Origin of the sequence: Kitasatospora sp. NPDC048407, from assembly GCF_043200475.1 — a bacterium.
In the GTDB taxonomy this organism is placed as follows: domain Bacteria; phylum Actinomycetota; class Actinomycetes; order Streptomycetales; family Streptomycetaceae; genus Kitasatospora.
The window spans coordinates 1-15533 of sequence record NZ_JBICXW010000036.1 but is presented as its reverse complement, the minus strand read 5'-3'; the positions used below and the strand labels follow the sequence as shown (position 1 = coordinate 15533).

13 protein-coding genes and 1 pseudogene are annotated in these 15533 nt (G+C 74.2%); 9 read left to right on the top strand and 5 right to left on the bottom strand.

Annotated elements, in window-relative coordinates; all coding sequences use genetic code 11:
* Positions 1–327: 327 nt before the first annotated feature.
* Both ACGFWJ_RS34895 and ACGFWJ_RS34890 read right to left on the bottom strand, forming a co-directional pair.
* A complete protein-coding gene (locus ACGFWJ_RS34895; RefSeq protein ID WP_392956683.1) occupies positions 328–1887 on the bottom strand; it encodes an HtaA domain-containing protein in 1560 nt (519 codons plus the stop codon).
* Between the two features lie 44 nt (positions 1888–1931).
* Positions 1932–3338, bottom strand: coding sequence for an HtaA domain-containing protein (locus ACGFWJ_RS34890; protein WP_392956681.1), 1407 nt, complete (start codon positions 3336–3338; stop codon positions 1932–1934).
* A 130-nt stretch (positions 3339–3468) separates the two neighbouring features.
* Here ACGFWJ_RS34890 and ACGFWJ_RS34885 point away from each other — a divergent pair, with 130 nt between their 5' ends.
* From ACGFWJ_RS34885 to ACGFWJ_RS34875, 3 genes are read left to right on the top strand one after another with little or no spacing between them, the layout of a single operon-like run.
* On the top strand, positions 3469–4512 hold the full coding sequence (locus tag ACGFWJ_RS34885; RefSeq protein WP_392956680.1) for a hemin ABC transporter substrate-binding protein: 1044 nt from the start codon (positions 3469–3471) through the stop codon (positions 4510–4512).
* A complete protein-coding gene (locus tag ACGFWJ_RS34880) occupies positions 4509–5585 on the top strand; it encodes a FecCD family ABC transporter permease (protein ID WP_392956678.1) in 1077 nt (358 codons plus the stop codon). The genes ACGFWJ_RS34885 and ACGFWJ_RS34880 overlap by 4 nt, the downstream gene beginning before the upstream one ends.
* The gene (locus ACGFWJ_RS34875; RefSeq protein ID WP_392956677.1) at positions 5582–6367 is read left to right on the top strand and encodes a heme ABC transporter ATP-binding protein; all 786 of its coding nucleotides are present in this window, start codon (positions 5582–5584) and stop codon (positions 6365–6367) included. Before ACGFWJ_RS34880 ends, ACGFWJ_RS34875 begins: the two co-directional genes overlap by 4 nt.
* Positions 6368–6723: 356 nt before the next feature.
* Here ACGFWJ_RS34875 and ACGFWJ_RS34870 read toward each other — a convergent pair whose 3' ends face one another.
* Entirely contained in the window at positions 6724–7440 is a 717-nt protein-coding gene (locus ACGFWJ_RS34870) for a TetR/AcrR family transcriptional regulator (RefSeq protein WP_392956676.1), read from the bottom strand.
* A gap of 145 nt (positions 7441–7585) precedes the next feature.
* Here ACGFWJ_RS34870 and ACGFWJ_RS34865 point away from each other — a divergent pair, with 145 nt between their 5' ends.
* Together ACGFWJ_RS34865 and ACGFWJ_RS34860 are read left to right on the top strand one after the other, a co-directional pair.
* The gene (locus ACGFWJ_RS34865) at positions 7586–8746 is read left to right on the top strand and encodes an FAD-dependent monooxygenase (protein WP_392956674.1); all 1161 of its coding nucleotides are present in this window, start codon (positions 7586–7588) and stop codon (positions 8744–8746) included.
* Between the two features lie 61 nt (positions 8747–8807).
* Positions 8808–9359: a GNAT family N-acetyltransferase gene (locus ACGFWJ_RS34860; RefSeq protein WP_392956672.1), complete on the top strand. Its 552-nt coding sequence runs from the start codon at positions 8808–8810 to the stop codon at positions 9357–9359.
* Positions 9360–9384: 25 nt separating this feature from the next.
* On the opposite strand, the gene ACGFWJ_RS34855 is transcribed toward ACGFWJ_RS34860, so the two are convergent.
* A complete protein-coding gene (locus ACGFWJ_RS34855) occupies positions 9385–10344 on the bottom strand; it encodes a GlxA family transcriptional regulator (RefSeq protein ID WP_387864847.1) in 960 nt (319 codons plus the stop codon).
* 151 nt (positions 10345–10495) lie between these two features.
* Here ACGFWJ_RS34855 and ACGFWJ_RS34850 point away from each other — a divergent pair, with 151 nt between their 5' ends.
* The 4 genes and pseudogenes from ACGFWJ_RS34850 to ACGFWJ_RS34835 all read left to right on the top strand — a co-directional run.
* The gene (locus ACGFWJ_RS34850; RefSeq protein WP_392956670.1) at positions 10496–11392 is read left to right on the top strand and encodes an NAD-dependent epimerase/dehydratase family protein; all 897 of its coding nucleotides are present in this window, start codon (positions 10496–10498) and stop codon (positions 11390–11392) included.
* An 86-nt stretch (positions 11393–11478) separates the two neighbouring features.
* Positions 11479–12201, top strand: a complete 723-nt coding sequence (locus ACGFWJ_RS34845) for an ABC transporter ATP-binding protein (protein ID WP_392956669.1) — start codon at positions 11479–11481, stop codon at positions 12199–12201.
* Positions 12198–13889, top strand: a complete 1692-nt coding sequence (locus tag ACGFWJ_RS34840; protein WP_392956668.1) for a hypothetical protein — start codon at positions 12198–12200, stop codon at positions 13887–13889. The genes ACGFWJ_RS34845 and ACGFWJ_RS34840 overlap by 4 nt, the downstream gene beginning before the upstream one ends.
* A 165-nt stretch (positions 13890–14054) precedes the next feature.
* Positions 14055–14210: pseudogene (locus ACGFWJ_RS34835) on the top strand (MarR family transcriptional regulator); the annotation flags it as partial.
* 2 nt (positions 14211–14212) lie between these two features.
* Here the strand turns inward: ACGFWJ_RS34835 and ACGFWJ_RS34830 are convergent.
* Positions 14213–15376: a serine hydrolase domain-containing protein gene (locus ACGFWJ_RS34830; protein WP_392956667.1), complete on the bottom strand. Its 1164-nt coding sequence runs from the start codon at positions 15374–15376 to the stop codon at positions 14213–14215.
* Positions 15377–15533: the final 157 nt, after the last annotated feature.

The following is a 15533-nucleotide window of genomic DNA, read 5'->3' as shown; positions in this document are numbered from 1 at the left end:
CCGTATCACGAACCGCGACCGGCCCTAACCACACGAGCCGAAGGGCGCGATGTGGTTCGTGGCTTCTGGCAGCCGGCGTAGCGCGGGGCCCGGGCAGGTGGGTTGCGGTGGGGTCGGTCAAGTGGCACTCCTGTGGGCCGAGTTGGCTGCTTGCGGAGGTGGACCACGTCCGATGATGGTGCTGTTCGAATTCGGGGTTCAAGTGGCTCCGGCCTCTGGGCGAGTCCGGGTCGAACGGTGACGTTTCGAGCGTGCGCCGGTGTCACCGCAACGGGTCGGGCCCGGGCGGGAGCCTCGACTCCCGTCCGGGCCCGGTGCCGGGATCGGTCAGCCGGTGGTGCGGCGGCGGACCAGGACGGTGGTGGCGCCGCCCAGCAGGACCAGGCCGGCGGCGGTGGCGAGCAGCGGCATGGAGCCGGTGCCGCCGCCGGTGAAGGCGAGTTCGCCGCTGGGGCTGTCGGTGCTGGTGAGGGTCGCGCCGGTGCCGGTGGTGCCGGTGGTGCTGGTGGTGCTGGTGGTGCCGGTGGTCGGGGCGGTGCCCGGGGTCGGGAGGGTGGCGTTGCGGTCGAAGGAGAGGGTGATGGTCAGCGCGTCGAGGGCCTCGCCCGCGCGGTAGGTGCCGAACGCCGGGACGCCGTCGGCGGTGAGCTTGGCCGGGACCTGACGGAGCGTCACCACGCCGTTGACGGGCTTGAAGTCGGCCTTGGAGAGGTCGAGTTGGGCGAGGCGCACCGCGCGGAGGGAGACCGGCGAGCCGCCCCCGCGAGTGGCGGCGGAGACGTCGGCGACCAGGTAGGCGCCGTCGGCGTCCACCCGGAGGCCCAGCTTGGAGAGTCGGGTGTCCAACTCGTAGTGGCCGTCGGCCGCCTGGTGGCCGAGGAAGCGGACCGAGCCCGCGAAGTCGGCCGTCAGCGCGTGGTTGTCGGTGCGGTAACTGCCGGTGGCCGACCCGAAGCGGTAGTCGTTCGCGCCGTCGTCGAACTGCACCTTGCCGCCGGCGATCGGCCCCGTCACGTAGCTGCGGAAGCCTTCCTTGACGCCCCACTCCAAACGGCCGTCGACGATTGCCAGTTCGTCGCTCGCCGGGGTGGAGGCGGAGGCCGAGGGGGAGGGGGAGGTCGAGGGGGAGGGGCTGGCGGAGGTGGAGGGAGAGGGGGAGGTGCTGGGCTGGGTCGACGGCTCGGTGGTCGGTTCGGTCGAGGGCTGGGTGGTGGGCGGAGAGGACGGCTCGGTGGTCGGGGTCGGGGTCGGGGCCGGGGAAGTGGTGGACTGCTTCAGGACGATGGACAGCGGGTCCAGTTCGGTACCGGCCTGGTAGAAGCCGGCGAAGGCCTTGGCGCCCTCCGCCGTCAGCTTGGCGGGGGTGGCGGTGCCGTTGGTGGTGTCGCGGGCGACGGTGAAGGTGGCCAGTGGGACGTCCTGGCGGAGCGTCGGGGTGGGGGCGCCGACGGTCTCCTTGGAGGCGGTGTCGGCGGTGAGGGTGCCGGTGCTGCCGCTGGTGGTGATTCGCAGGTCGCTGATGGCGACGTCGAGCGCGCCGCCGTGGGCGAGGAAGCGGACCCCGCCGTCGAAGGCCGCGTTCAGCGAGTGGGTCGTCGTGTCGTAGCCGGCGGAGGCGAGGTTGAAGTGGTACGAGCCGTCCGTGTTGACGGTTGCGCCGCCGGTCAGTTCGACGCTGCCGCCGCCCGCCGGGCCGGTGACGTAGTTGCGGAAGCTGGCCTTGACGCCCCAGTCGAGCGAGCCGGTGTCGTAGGTGACGGCGGTGGGGGCGCCGGCGCCGAACGCGAGGCCGGGCAGGCCGAAGGCGGTCAGGCCGATGCCGGTGGTGACGGCGGCGAGGGCGGCCAGGCGGGTGCGGTTGCGGTGGGACGTGGCGGTCCGGGACATGGGTGAAGGACTCCAGGAGGAAGGGGCAGAAGGGGGAGAGGTGGTCAGGGGCGGCGTCGGCGGACGACGAGCGCGGTGGCCGCGGCGGCGGCGAGCAGGGCGCCGAGGAGGGCGAGCGTGCTGGTGGACAAGCCGTTGTCGGTGTGGGCGGCAACCAAGTTGGGGCCGGCGCTGGAGCTCGGGGCGGGGCTGCCGAGGTCGGGGAGCGGGGGAAGGGCGGCCGCCGGGTCGAGGGCGACGGCGAAGGTCAGCGGGTCGAGTTCGGTGCCCGCCGGGTAGAGCGAGCCGAAGGCCTGGGCGCCGGGGGTGGTCAGGGTGAGGGGGAGGTCGGTGGCGGTGAGCAGGCCGTTCTCGGCCTTGAGTTCGGCCGCGGGGAAGGTGGCGAGTTCGGTGGCGGGGGAGGTGCGGGTGGAGCCGTCGGGGGTGCGGCCGTTGACGTCGGCGAGCAGCCGGCCCTGACCGTCCGTCACGGTCAGGCGGGGGTTGGCGAAGGTCAGGTCGAGGCCGAGGGTGTCGCCCTGGCGCAGGCCGGTGAAGTGGACGGCGCCGGTGAAGGACGCGTCCAGGGTGTTGGTGGCGGCGTCCCAGGTGCCGTGGCCGGGCGTCCAGCGGAAGAACGCTCCGCCGTCCGCCGCGCCGTCGGTGAGCTGCCAACTCCCTTGGGCGATCGAGCCGGTGACGTAGTCGCGGAAGGTCCGGCGGACCCCCCAGTCGAGTGCGCCGTTGCTGAAGGAGGTGGCGGCGGGCGGGGCGGAGCCGGAAGGAGCGGAGGAGGACGGCGCGGCGGGGGGTGTGGAGGGCGCGGCGGACTTGAGGGTGACGGAGAAGGTGAGCGGGTCGAGTGCCGTGCCTGCCGGGTAGAAGCCGCCGAAGGCGTTGGCGCCGGCCGAGGTGAGGGTGGCGGGCACCTGGCTGAGCGTGACGGTGCCGGACGCGCCCTTGAGCGGGACCCCGGACAGTGAGAGGTCGGCGAGCCGGGCCTGTTCGGTGGACGAAGTCCGGCCGGTCTGGCGGGACTTGGAGCTGACGTCGGCGTACAGTGCGGCGCTGCCGTCCTCGGCGGATCTGACGGTGAGCCGGGAGATGCTCAGGTCGAGCGCGTTGCCGCCGTTCTCCTGGTGGCCGGTGAAGCGGACGCCGCCCTGGAAGGCGGCGGCCAGCCGGCCCGTCCCCGGGTCGTAGCTGCCGGTCGCGGAGTGGAAGCGGAACGCCGAGCCGCCGACGGTGGACGCGCCGCCGGTCAGGGCCCATTTGCCGTTCGCCACCGGGCCGGTGACGTAGGTGAGGAAGCTCGCCTTGATCCCCCAGTCCAGTCGTCCGCCGGAGACGGTCGCGTCGGCCGCGGCGGCCCGTCCGGGGAGGCAGAGGAGCGTCAGCAGCAGGGCCAGCGGCAGGGTGAGGGCGGCGCGCGGGCGGCTGCGGGGAGCGGGGGGCCGTCCGGAGACGGGCATGGCGGATCACTCCTAGGGGAGGGGGGTGTTGAAGTGAGGTAAGGCTAACCTAATATATGGGTCAAGTGTTCCGCCCTCGACCCCTCGGTCGGCGCCGTCGGGACGTCAACGCACCTGGAAAGGCCCGAGGTTGAGCACCACCCGAAGTCCACGAAGCCTGCGCGCCCGTGCGGGAGCCGCCCTCGGCGTCCTCGCCCTGCTGCTCGGCGCGAGCGCCTGCGCCACCGGCGAACCCGCCGCCGCGCCGAAGGCGCCCGGTACCGCACCGAAGGCGGCCGGCGCGGCGAACCCTGACCGGATCGAGGCGTTGCCCGGCACGCCGACGCCCCGACTGCCCGTCACCGTGCCGTCCGCCGACGGCCGCCAGGTGACGGTCGGCAGCGTCGAGCGGATCATCCCGCTGAACGGGAGCCTCGCCGAACTGGTCTTCAGCCTCGGACTCGGCCCGAACGCGGTGGCCCGGGACGTGTCCACCACCTTCGAACAGGCCGCCCGGCTGCCGGTGATCACCCAGGCGCACGAGGTCTCCGCCGAAGGCGTGCTCTCGCTGCGCCCCACCGTGGTGCTCGCCGACCGCAGCACCGGTCCCGCCGAGGCCGTCGAACAGATCCGCGCCGCCGGCGTCCCGGTGATCGTGCTGGACGACGCGAAGAAGCTCGACGACATCGGATCCCGGATCGACCGGGTCGCCGCCGCGCTCGGCGTCCCCGAGGCCGGAGCGGAGCTCAAGTCCCGTACCGCACAGCAGATTTCCGAGGTGCAGGCACAGATCCCGGCGACCGGCGGGGCCCGGCCCAAGGTGGCGTTCCTGTACCTGCGCGGCAGCGCCTCGGTGTTCCTGCTGGGCGGCCCCGACTCCGGCGCGCCCTCCCTGATCGAGGCCGCCGGCGGCGAGGACGCCGGCACCGCCGCCCACCTCACCGGCGACTTCACCCCGCTCACCAGCGAAGCCCTGGTCAAGGCCGCGCCCGACGCGATCCTGGTGATGAGCAAAGGGCTCGAATCGGTGGGAGGCACAGAGGGGCTGCTGAAACTCCCCGGCGTCGCCCAGACCCCCGCCGGACTCGACCACCGGATCGTCGCCGTGGACGACGGGCGCCTGCTGTCCTACGGGCCGCGCACCCCGCAGGTGCTGCGGGAGATCGCCGCCCAGCTGCACCGGGAGGGCAAGTGACCGCGACCCTGGAAAGTCCTTCAACTGCACTGACAGGAAAGGCAGTTCGTAACAGGAAGCCGCTGCTGCTGGCCGCCCTCGGCGTCGCCCTGCTGGCCTGCGCGCTGCTCGCCGCCGGCACCGGCGCGTACCGGATCCCGCTCGGCGACATCCTCGCCTCGCTCGCCCACCGAGCCCACCTCGGCGGCCACCCGCTGGAGCGGGTCCCCGAATCGGTGCTGTGGAACGTCCGGCTGCCCCGGGTGGTGCTCGCCCTGCTGGTCGGCGCCGCGCTCGGCTGCGCGGGCGCGCTGATGCAGGGCGTGTTCGGCAACCCGCTCGCCGAACCCGCCGTGATCGGCGTCTCCTCCGGCGGCGCGGTCGGCGCCGTCGCCTGCATCGTGCTCGGCCTGGACGCCCTCGGCAGCTGGACCGTCACCGCCGCCGCGTTCGCCGCCGGACTGCTCACCGTCGGCGCCGTCTACGCGATGTCCCGCAGCGGCGGCCGCACCGAGGTGGTCACCCTGCTGCTCACCGGCGTCGCCGTCAACGCGTTCTGCGGCGCGCTGATCGGCCTGCTGCTGTTCACCGCCGACACCGCCGCGATCAGCCAGGTGACGTTCTGGCAGCTCGGCTCGCTCTCCCAGGCGAGCTGGAGCAAGGTGCTCGCCGTTCTGCCGTTCGCCGCCCTCGGCCTCGCCGTCGCCCCGCGCTACGCCCGCCGCCTCGACCTGCTCGCCCTCGGCGAACGGCCCGCCCGCCACCTCGGCGTGGACGTCGAGCGGATGCGGATCGTGCTGATCACCGTGGTCGCGCTGCTCACCGCCGCCGCCGTCGCCGTCAGCGGCATCATCGGGTTCGTCGGCCTGGTCGTCCCGCACCTGCTGCGGATGCTCGCCGGGCCGGGCCACCGCTTCCTGCTGCCGGCCTCCGCCGTCGGCGGCGCCCTCGTGCTGGTCGCCGGCGACCTGGCCGCCCGCACCCTGGCCGCGCCCGCCGAACTCCCGCTCGGCGTCCTCACCGCACTCATCGGCAGCCCGTTCTTCTTCTGGCTGCTGCGCCGCACCCGACGCCGCCAGGGAGGCTGGGCATGACGGAGCTTCTGCACGCAGAGGGGATCGGCTGCGAGGCCGGCGGCCGTCCGCTGCTGACGGACGTGCGGCTGACGGTGCGCCGGGGCGAGATCCTCGCGCTGCTCGGCCCGAACGGCGCCGGGAAGTCCACCCTGCTGTCGGTGCTGGCCGGGGACCGCGGGCCGAGCAGCGGCGAGGTGCGGCTGGACGGCCGTCCGCTCGCCGGGTACCGGCCGGCCGAACTCGCCCGCCGCCGTGCTCTGTTGCCGCAGCACCACGAGGTGTCGTTCCCGTTCGCGGCCGGGGAGGTGGTCCGGATGGGCCGCGCGCCCTGGGTGGGCACGCCCGCCGCGGGCGAGGACGAGCAGGTGGTGGCCGAGGCGATGGCCGCCACCGACTGCGCCCACCTGGCCGCCCGCCCCTTCACCGCGCTCTCCGGCGGCGAGCGGGCCAGGGTCGCGCTGGCCCGGATCCTCGCCCAGGACACCCCGCTGCTGCTGCTCGACGAACCCACCGCCGCGCTCGACCTGCGCCACCAGGAACTGGTCCTGCGGATCGCCCGGGAGCGCGCGGAAGCGGGCCGGGGCGTGATCGTGGTGCTGCACGACCTCACGCTGGCCGCCGCGCACGCCGACCGGATCGCCCTGCTGGACGCCGGACGCACCGTCGCCGTCGGCCCGACCGGGGAGATCCTGGATGCCGCTCTGCTCAGCCGGGTCTACCGGCACCCCGTCGAGGTGCTGGCGCACCCGCGCGGGGGCGCGCCCATCGTGCTGCCCGAGCGCCCCCGCGAAGCAGATTGACGGATCGTCGGCCCGGGAAGATCCACTCCTGGGCGACGACCGACCGGGGGAGATCCGGATCGCGACGCGGTCCGGGCGGGTGATCCCGCGCCGGCGGCCCATATGTCCGGGCCCGGCACGGGAACGGCAACCAGCAGTAACCGGACCACCCGGAGGCACTGTATGCACCTGACCATGGTTCTGCTGCTCACCCCCCTCGTCCTGGCCGGCGCCGTCAGCGCCACCAGGGCCCCCGCCCGGCGCGGTCGGCACCGCGCCGGGCCGCGCCGTCCGCATCCCTGACCCCGCATCACCAGTGCTGGTGTGATCGTCGGATCTGATGCTCCGGTTGGCCGTCCTCGAGGTGACAAGGCCCGTCAGGGGTGCTGGGCCCGGCGGTCGATGAGGGCGGCCAGGCCGTCCAGGATCCGCTCGATGCCGAAGTCGAAGGCGTTGTCGCGGCCCTCGCCCGGCTCGGCCATGGCGGACACGAGGGCCGGGTAGCGGTCCGCGTGGGCCGCGACCAGCCCGCCGAGCGCGCGCAGCAGCTCCGCCTCCGGCGAACCCTCCCGGGACTGCCGCTCCTGGGCGGCGATCGCCCGTACGTGGCCGACCAGCAGCACGGCCGCGTCCATCCGCTCCGCGCCGCTCAGCCCCTGGCCGTCCAGCGCCGCCACGACCCGTTCCAGCCAGGCCAGTTCGCGCGGGCCGGTGAGCCGGGGGCCGGCGGACAGCGCGTCCAGCACCCATGGGTGGGCGGCGAACAGGGCCGCCATCCGGTGCGCCCAGTCGGTGAGCTGGTCCCGCCAGGGGGCCGCGCTCGGCGGCGGGGGCTCGCCGACCGTGTACTCGACCATCAGGGCGATCAGTTCGGCCTTGCCCGGCACGTACCGGTACAGCGACATCTTGGTGTACGCCAGCAGCCCCGCCACCCGCTGCATGGACACCGCCGCCAGGCCCTCGGCGTCCGCGATCTCGATCCCGGCCCGGGCGATCGACTCCAGGCTGAGGGCCGGCTTGGGCCCCCGGGTCGGCCGGGCCGGCGGGCCCCACAGCAGCCGTACCGCCGCGTCCTGCTCCGCCTGGTCGTTCACGGGCCCTCCCCGGTGCCGGGCCGGCCTTGCGTCCGGCCAGAAATTGTGTCTACCGTACACAGCAGCAAACAGTGTCCGCGAGACACACTTTTTGCTCCGGGCCCGGGGAGGGCCCGTCGGACCTGCCTTCCGAGGGGGAAATACCATGCAGATCCTGATCTCCGGCGCCGGCATCGGCGGGCCGGCGCTCGCCCACTGGCTCGGCCGGCACGGCCACCGGCCCACGGTGGTCGAACTCGCCCCCGCGTTGCGGCCCGGTGGCCAGGCCGTCGACTTTCGCGGGCCCACCCACCTGGCGGTGCTGCGGCGGATGGGCGTGCTGGACGAGCTCCGCAAGCTCGACACCGGCGGCAGCCCGATGACCTTCACCGACCGGCACGGCCGCGTCCGGCTCCGGCTGCCCGCCGACTTCGCCGGCGGCGAGATCGAGATCCCGCGCGGCGAACTCGCCCAACTCCTGTACCGGCACAGCGAATCCACCACCGAGTACCTGTTCGGCGACACCGTCACCGCGCTCCAGCAGGACGACGGCGGCGTCCGGGTCGCCTTCCGGTACGGCCCCGAACGCCGCTTCGACCTGGTGATCGGCGCCGACGGGCTGCACTCCCGGATCCGCTCCCTCGCCTTCGGACCCGAACAGGACTACGTCCGCCACCTCGGCTACTACGCCGCCACCTGGGGGTTTTCCAACACCCTCGGCCTGCCCGCCGGCAGCACCGGCATCAACACCCCCGGCCGGCTCGCCGCCGCCGGAGCCGACCCCCGCGACCCGGCGCGGGCCGGTGCCTTCCTGCTGTTCGCCTCGCCGCGGCTCGACCATGACCGGCACGACACCGGCGCCCTGAAGTCCCTTCTGCAGCAACGTTTCGCCGACCTCGGCCGCCCCGTCCCGCACCTGCTGGACACCCTGCGCGAGGCCGAGGACCTGTACTTCGACTCGATCAGCCGTGCCGACGTGCCCCGTTGGTCCAACGGCCGGATCGCGCTGCTCGGCGACGCCGCCTGCGGCGCCACCATCGGCGGCATGGGCACCGGCACGGCGCTGGTCGCCGCGTACGTCCTCGCCACCGAACTCGCCCGCGCCGACGGCGACTTCCGCACCGCGTTCACCCGCTACGAGCGGGCGGTGCGCCCCTACGCCGAGCGCTGCCAGCGCGGCGGCGACCGCACCGGCCCCTTCCTCGCCCCGCGCACCGCCGCCGGACTGCGGGTGCGCAACGCCCTGCTGGGCCGCGGCTGGATCCTCGACCGGATGCTCCGACTCGGCCAGGACGTCGCCACGATGGACCTGCCGGAGCCCGGGTGAGCCCCCGTCGGGGCGGTAATGCGGTTGCCCGCGTTCTCGAGGTGCCCCGAAGATCTCGTGCATGAACCACCTGATACGAGCCACCACGGCCGAGGACTGGCAGAGCGTCAAACACCTCCGGCTGGACGCGCTGCGCGACCCGGTCGCGAACATCGCCTTCCTGGATACGTACGAAGCCGCCGCCGCCAGGCCGGACGAGTTCTGGCAGGACCGCGCGGCGGGCGGCGGCGAGCTGCTCGCCCGCCAGTTCGTCGCCGAGCGGGCGGACGGCGGGCTGGACGGGGCGGTCACGGTACTGGTCGAACGCGCCGGCCGGAAGGATGTCCTCGGTGGGCAGATCGAGGCCGACCAGGCCCACCTGGTCGGCGTGTTCGTCCGCCAGGAACAGCGCGGCAGCGGCCTGGCCCGCGCCCTGTTCGACGCGGCGATCGCCTACGCCGACGGGCTCGACGATCCCAAGGTCTCCCGCGTCCGGCTGTACGTGCACCAGGACAACGAGCGTGCCGAGGCCTTCTACCGGAAGACCGGCTTCATTCGCAGCGGGCAGTCAGTTCCCGTCCCCGGCGACGAGTCGTCGGTCGAGCACGAGCTGGTCCTCGACCGGGCCGTCTGAGTCCCAATCCGCGCTCGCTGCCGGCTCAACTCGCGTTCGCTGCCGGGCGGTGGGCGAAGGCGCTGCGATAGGCGGCCGGGGTCATGCCGAGCTGCCGGTTCAGGTGCTGGCGGAGGGACTCGCCGGAGCCGAGGCCACTGCGGCCGGCCACCTGGTCGACGGTGAGCTCGGTGGTCTCCAGCAGCTCGCGCGCCCGCAACAGCCGCTGCTGGAGCAGCCATTGGAACGGCGTGACACCCGTCTCGGCGGTGAAGCGGCGGGTCAGCGTCCGTACGCTGACCCGGGCCCGGTCGGCGAGCTCGGGCAGCGAGATCGGCCGGTCCAGGTGTTGCAGCGCCCAGCTGCGGGCCGCGTCCAGCGGCGAGCCGGTCGCGGCCGGCAGCGGGGTCTGCACGAACTGCGCCTGCCCGCCGTGGCGCACCGGCGTGACGACGGCGGCCCGGGCCGCCGCGTTGGCCGCGCCGGCGCCGTAGTCGGAGCCGATCAGGTGCAGGCACAGGTCGAGCCCGGCGGCCGAGCCCGCGCCCGTGACGATCCGCCCGTCCTCGGCGAACAGCCGGTTCGCGTCCACCCGCACCGCGGGGAAGGCACGTTGCAGTTCCTCGGCCAGTGCCCAGTGGGTGGTGGCGCTGCGGCCGTCCAGCAGTCCCGCCTGGGCGAGGACGAAGGCGCCGCTGCAGATCGAGGCGATGCGCTTGCCCGCGGCCGCCGCCTCGCGCAGGGCGTCCAGCGCGGCCGGCTCCGCGTCGTACCGACTCGCGGTCGACGGCACGATCACCGTGTCCGCCGCCGCCACCACCTCCAGCCCGCGCCCGACCACCACGTCGATGCCACCCGAGGCGGGGAGGATCCCGGGCGTGGCCGTGCACACCGTCACCTCGTAGCCGGGCCGTCCGCCGGACTCGGCGGCCCCGAGCAGCACCGACGGCATCGACAGATCGAAGGGCTTGACCGGCGGGACGGCCAGGACAGCGACACGGTGCATGGCTGAATCCTTGGAGGTCGTGGCTATCAGGCCACTGACCCTACGCCCCCGACCCGCGGCAGAGTAGAGCCCGCGGCCGGGCCCCCGCGCACCACGCCCCCCTCAAAGGGCGTTCCACCGTTGGTTCTTGAAGAAGATCGGAGCCAGAATCATGACCGAATCTGTCGTCATCGGAGCAGGCGCGACCGGGATCGCGACCGCCAGGCAGCTCGCCGACAGCGGGCAGCACGTCCGCCTGATCACCCGCAGCGGCGGCGGCCCCGACCACCCCGGCATCGAGCGAATCGCCCTCGATGCGGGCCGCACCGGCGAACTCGCCGAGGCCCTGACCGGCGCGGGCACCGTCTTCAACGCCGCCATGACCGCCTACCACACCTGGCCGGAGACCATGCCGCCACTGTTCACGTCGATCCTCGCCGCGACCGAACGGGCCGGCGCCGACTACGTGATGCTCGGCAACCTCTACGGCTACCAGCAGACCACCGGCCCGATCACCGAACGCACCCCGCTGGCCCCGCACACCCGCAAGGGCCGGGTACGGGCCGAACTGTGGCGGCAGGCCGAACAGGCCCACCGGGAAGGGCGGCTGCGCGCCACCGAAGTCCGGGCCGGCCAGTACCTCGGCCCCGGCGCCGTCTCGGCGTTCACGCTGCTCGTCGCCCCGCGCGTCCGGGCGGGCGAGCTGGCCCTTGTCCACGGCAACCCCGACGCGGTGCACTCGTTCTCCTACACCGAGGACGTCGCCACGGCACTGGTCGCGGTCGCCCGCGACGAGCGGGCCTGGGGCCGGGCCTGGAACGCGCCGGTCATCACGGCCACGCCGCGCCAGGCCGCCAGTGTCCTCGCCGAGCTGCACGGAGCACCCGAACCGCGCCTGGAGTCGCTCACCGAACGGGAGATGACCCTGATGTCGCTCGGCGAGCCGCTGTGGCGGGAGTTCATCGAGATGAGCTACATGTCCGACCGCCCGTTCCAGGTGGACGACAGTGACATCCGCGACACCTTCGGCCTCAAGGCCTCCACACTGCGCGAAGCACTGACCGCCTGACGGGCCCCGCACGGGGCGACCGGAACGCGGTGCGGCGGAAGCGGGCCATACTGTGGGCGATCCACTTGTCGAGAGGCGTCGTCCACATGGCCAAGAAGTCCGCCGCTCCGCGCGCCACCGCGCGAAAGGCGCTGCTGCAGCTGACCGGGGTGAGCCGGTCGTACGGCGACCGGGAAGTGCTCCACCCCGTCGACCTCGACCTCGCGGCCGGAGAGTGCGTCGCACTGGTCGGCCACAACGGGTCCGGAAAGTCGACGCTGCTGCGGGTGGCCGCCGGCCGTGACCTGCCCACTGCGGGAACCGTCCGGTTCGACGGCCTGGCGATGAACGAGAACGACCCCCGGATACGCGCCCGGGTCGCCGTCGTCGGCGACACCGTGGCCTGCTACCCCGACCTCACGGTGCGCGAACACCTCCTGCTGGTCGCCGTCGCCCACGGCGTCGCCGACGCCGCCGACTGGGTCGCGCAGGTCCTCGAGAACCGGTCGCTCACCGAACGGGCCGACGCGCTGCCCTCCGCCCTCTCCTCCGGCCAGATGCAGGCCCTGCTGCTGGCCTGCGCACTCGTCCGCCCCCGCGACCTGCTGCTGCTCGACGAACCCGAACAGCGCCTCGACCCCGAGGCACGACGGCGGCTCGCCGAACTCCTGAAGGCCGAACTCGCCGACGGCGTCGCGGTGTTGCTGGTCACCCACCACACCGACCTCGCACTCGAGGTCGCCGACCGGGTGGTGATGCTGGAGGACGGGCGGATCGTCCGGCAGGGCGCACCCGAGACCGTCCTCGCCGCATCGGTGGACGCCCGGTGAGCGGCGCCGAGGCCGACTCCGTCACTGAATGGACGGCGGACGACGACTGGACCGAGGAAGCACTCGCACTGCTGCGCGCCCTGCGCGCACCGCACCGGCGCAACCGGGCCAAGCAAGCCGCCTTCGCGCTCTACTGCACCGTACTCATCCTGGTGATCTGGGGCGGCATCCCCAGCTTCGGCCTCTTCCTCCACGCCTCGCTGGGCGCCGACTACACCGCGCACGGCCCCGACCTGCTCGCCGCCATGCCCAGCGGAATCGCCGCCGCCGGACTCGCGACCCTGCTGATCGCCGTCCGCGACGGACTCTGGCGCGGGCCGGTCGTACCCCCGCGCGCCACCACCGACTGGCTGCTCGCCCACCCCGTCCGACCCCGGCCGGTGCTGCGGCCCTGGTTCTGGCTCTCCTGCGGACTCGCCCTCTTCCCCGGGCTGGTGATCGCCGTCGGTGGCATGGTGGCACTCGGCCTGACCGTGCGCGTCGGACTGCCCGCCGCCCTCGGCTGGTGCCTGGCCGGCGGGGCCTGCCTGCCGCTGCTCGGTGTCTGCGCCGGCCTGCTGGTGCAGAGCAGCCCCCGGGCCGCCCGCTGGGTGCGCCGGCTGACCCCCGTGGTGACCGTGCTGATCCTGGCACTCGCGGCACAGAGCGCGCTGGCCGTCGCCGGGCACCCCGTCCACTGGCTGGAACGCGTGGAACTGTGGTCCGGCCCGTGGGGCTGGGCCGCGCTCGCCGCGCTGGCCCCGACACCCGCCGCCGTCCCCGGAGGCGCGATCGCCGCCGCCCTGCTGGTCCTGCCGACCGTCGCCTGCCTGGTGCTCGCCGACCGGGCCGCCGCCACCCTCCCGCTGCCCCTGCTGCGCGAACGCGCCCGCACCGCGGCCGGGGTACTGGCCGCGCTGCAGACCGTCGAACTCCGCGCCGCGCGGCTCGCCGTCACCAACGCGTCCGGCAGCGGACGACAGCTCCGGGTCCGACTGCCCGCACCCCGACAGCCCTGGCTGATCCTGTACTGGCGCGACACCCTCTCCCTGCTCCGCGCACCCGCCCGACTCGGACGCGCCGTCCTGCTCACCGTCCCCGCCGTGTTCTGCGCCGTCCTCGCCCACGACACCCAGGGCGTCCTGTCCTGGGCCGTGACCGCCGTCGCCCTCGCCTTCGACTACCTGGCCGTCGCCCAACTCCTCGAGCCCGCCCGGATCGAGACCGACGACGTCCGCCGCGCCTCCTGGTCCCCGTACCCCTTCGCCGGCCTCATGCTGCGCCACGCCGTGGTGCCCACCGCCCTCGGCCTCGCCCTCGCCGCAGCCGGCTGCGCGACCGTGCTCGCCCTCGGCGGCGGCCCGACCGCCTGGCTGACCCTCGTCGCCGTCCCGCCCCTGGTCGCCGCCGGCCTGGTCAACGCCTGCCGCGGCGCCGCCCGCCAGGACCTGCTCTACCGCTCCGCGGCCTCGGGCGGCGGAAGCAGCGGCCTCGCATTCTTCACCGCCTGGCACGCCGCCGGCCCCGCCGTCGCGGTCCCCGTGCTGGCCGTCCCGTTCTCGGCAGCCCTGCGCAGTGGCTCGGCGGGCTCCCTGCCCCAGTCCGTGGCGATCGCCCTGACGGTGGCGATCGCCCTGTTCCACTGGGCAAAGGGCAGAGCGGCCAAACTCCCGGCCCAGACCCGGCTCGGCACGGTGGGCCAGCTGTAGCGGGCGGACGGCAGGGCCGGGAGGCTGCGAGGACAGCCTTCCGGCCCTGCGGTGTGTGGGAGGACCGCCGGATCAACCGACGGACGTCTTCGGCACGTTCGCGACGTGGGCGGGCGGCCGGCGCAGTCAACTCGCCTCGGCGGGGCGGGACATGAGCGGAGCAGGTCCGGCCTGGCCCACGCGGCCCTCACCCGGCACCTGCGAGATGCCAGGGTCGACGTCACGCAGCCGCCGTACTGGGTCCTCAAGCGGGTGAACGGCGGTGCCGCGGCGCCGAGTCGTGAGGAAGTCCTCGCATCGAGGGCGAACAGGGCCTGCGGGAGTCAGCGGCAGAGGGCCGCGTCGACCGCGTCCGTCATGTGCTTGGCGGTGGGTGCGTCCGGGACGGTGGTGACGGTGATGCTGACGGCGCGGCCGTCCTCCGTGACGCCGCCCCGGTTCTTGTGGGCCGCGGAGGTGCCGCCGTGGCCCCAGGCGAGGCCGCCGCAGGTCAGTGGCCTGCTCTGGATCCCGAGGCCGTAGCGGACACCGGGGCCCAGGAGCTCGGCGGGGACCGTGGTGCGCATCTGGGCGAGCTGGTCGGCGGGCAGCAGGCGGCCCGTCAGGAGTGCGCTGTAGAAGGTGTTGAGGTCGGTGTCGGTGGACACGACCGCCCCCGCGGACCAGGCCATCGACGAGTCCATCTCGGTGTAGTCGAAGCGCGGCACGCCCGGTTCGGCGGCCAGGTAGGCGTGCGGGTGGGGCTCGCGGAGGGCGGTCTCCCCGGGGGCCGGGACGTACGTGTGGCGCAGGCCGATCCGGTCGATGACGCGCTTGGTGACCTCCTCGTCGTAGGGGCGGCCGGTGACCTTCTGGATCAGCAGGCCGGCCACCAGGTAGTTGGTGTTGCTGTACATCCAGTCGGCCCCGGGGGCGAACAGCGCCTTCTGGGCCAGTGCCCCGTCGAGGAGTTCGCGCGGCTCGAAGTAGCGGTACTGGATGGGGACGAAGTCGGCCAGCGCGGGGGCGTCCAGGTAGTCGGGCAGGCCGCTGGTGTGCTGGAGCAGCTGGCGGACGGTGATGTTCCGGCCGTCGATGCCGTCGCCGCGCAGGAGACCCGGCAGGTAGGTGTCGACGGCCGTGTCGAGGCCGATCCTGCCCTCGGCGACCAGTTGCAGGACGACGACGGCGGTGAACGCCTTGGTGTTGCTGCCGGCCCGGATCTGCCCGTCGACCGGGACCTTGGCCTTGGTGGCCAGGTCGCCGACACCGGCGGTGTAGGTGCGGCTGCGGCCGTCGCGCCCCTTGACGGTGGCGAGGGCGGCGGGCATCCCGTCGTCCTTCACCAGTGCGTCGAGGCGCTGCTGCACGGAGTCCGGGCGCGGTGCGGCGGAGGCCGCGGTCGGGGCGAGAGCGGTCAGCGCGAGCCCGGCGGCGGCCGTGGCCGTCGTGGCGTACCGCACCATGCGGGTGCGGCGCGCGGTGCGCTGCGGGGTGTGTTCGTTCATCGGGACTCCACGGGTGGGAAGAGGAAGGGCGGAGGGGGGGGGGGGGGGGGGGGGGGGGGGGGGGGGGGGGCGGCCCGCGGGGGCGCGGGGGGGGGCGGGGCCCCCCCCCGGGCCCCCCCCCCCCCCCCCCGCGCCCGGCCCGCCCCCCCCCCCCCCG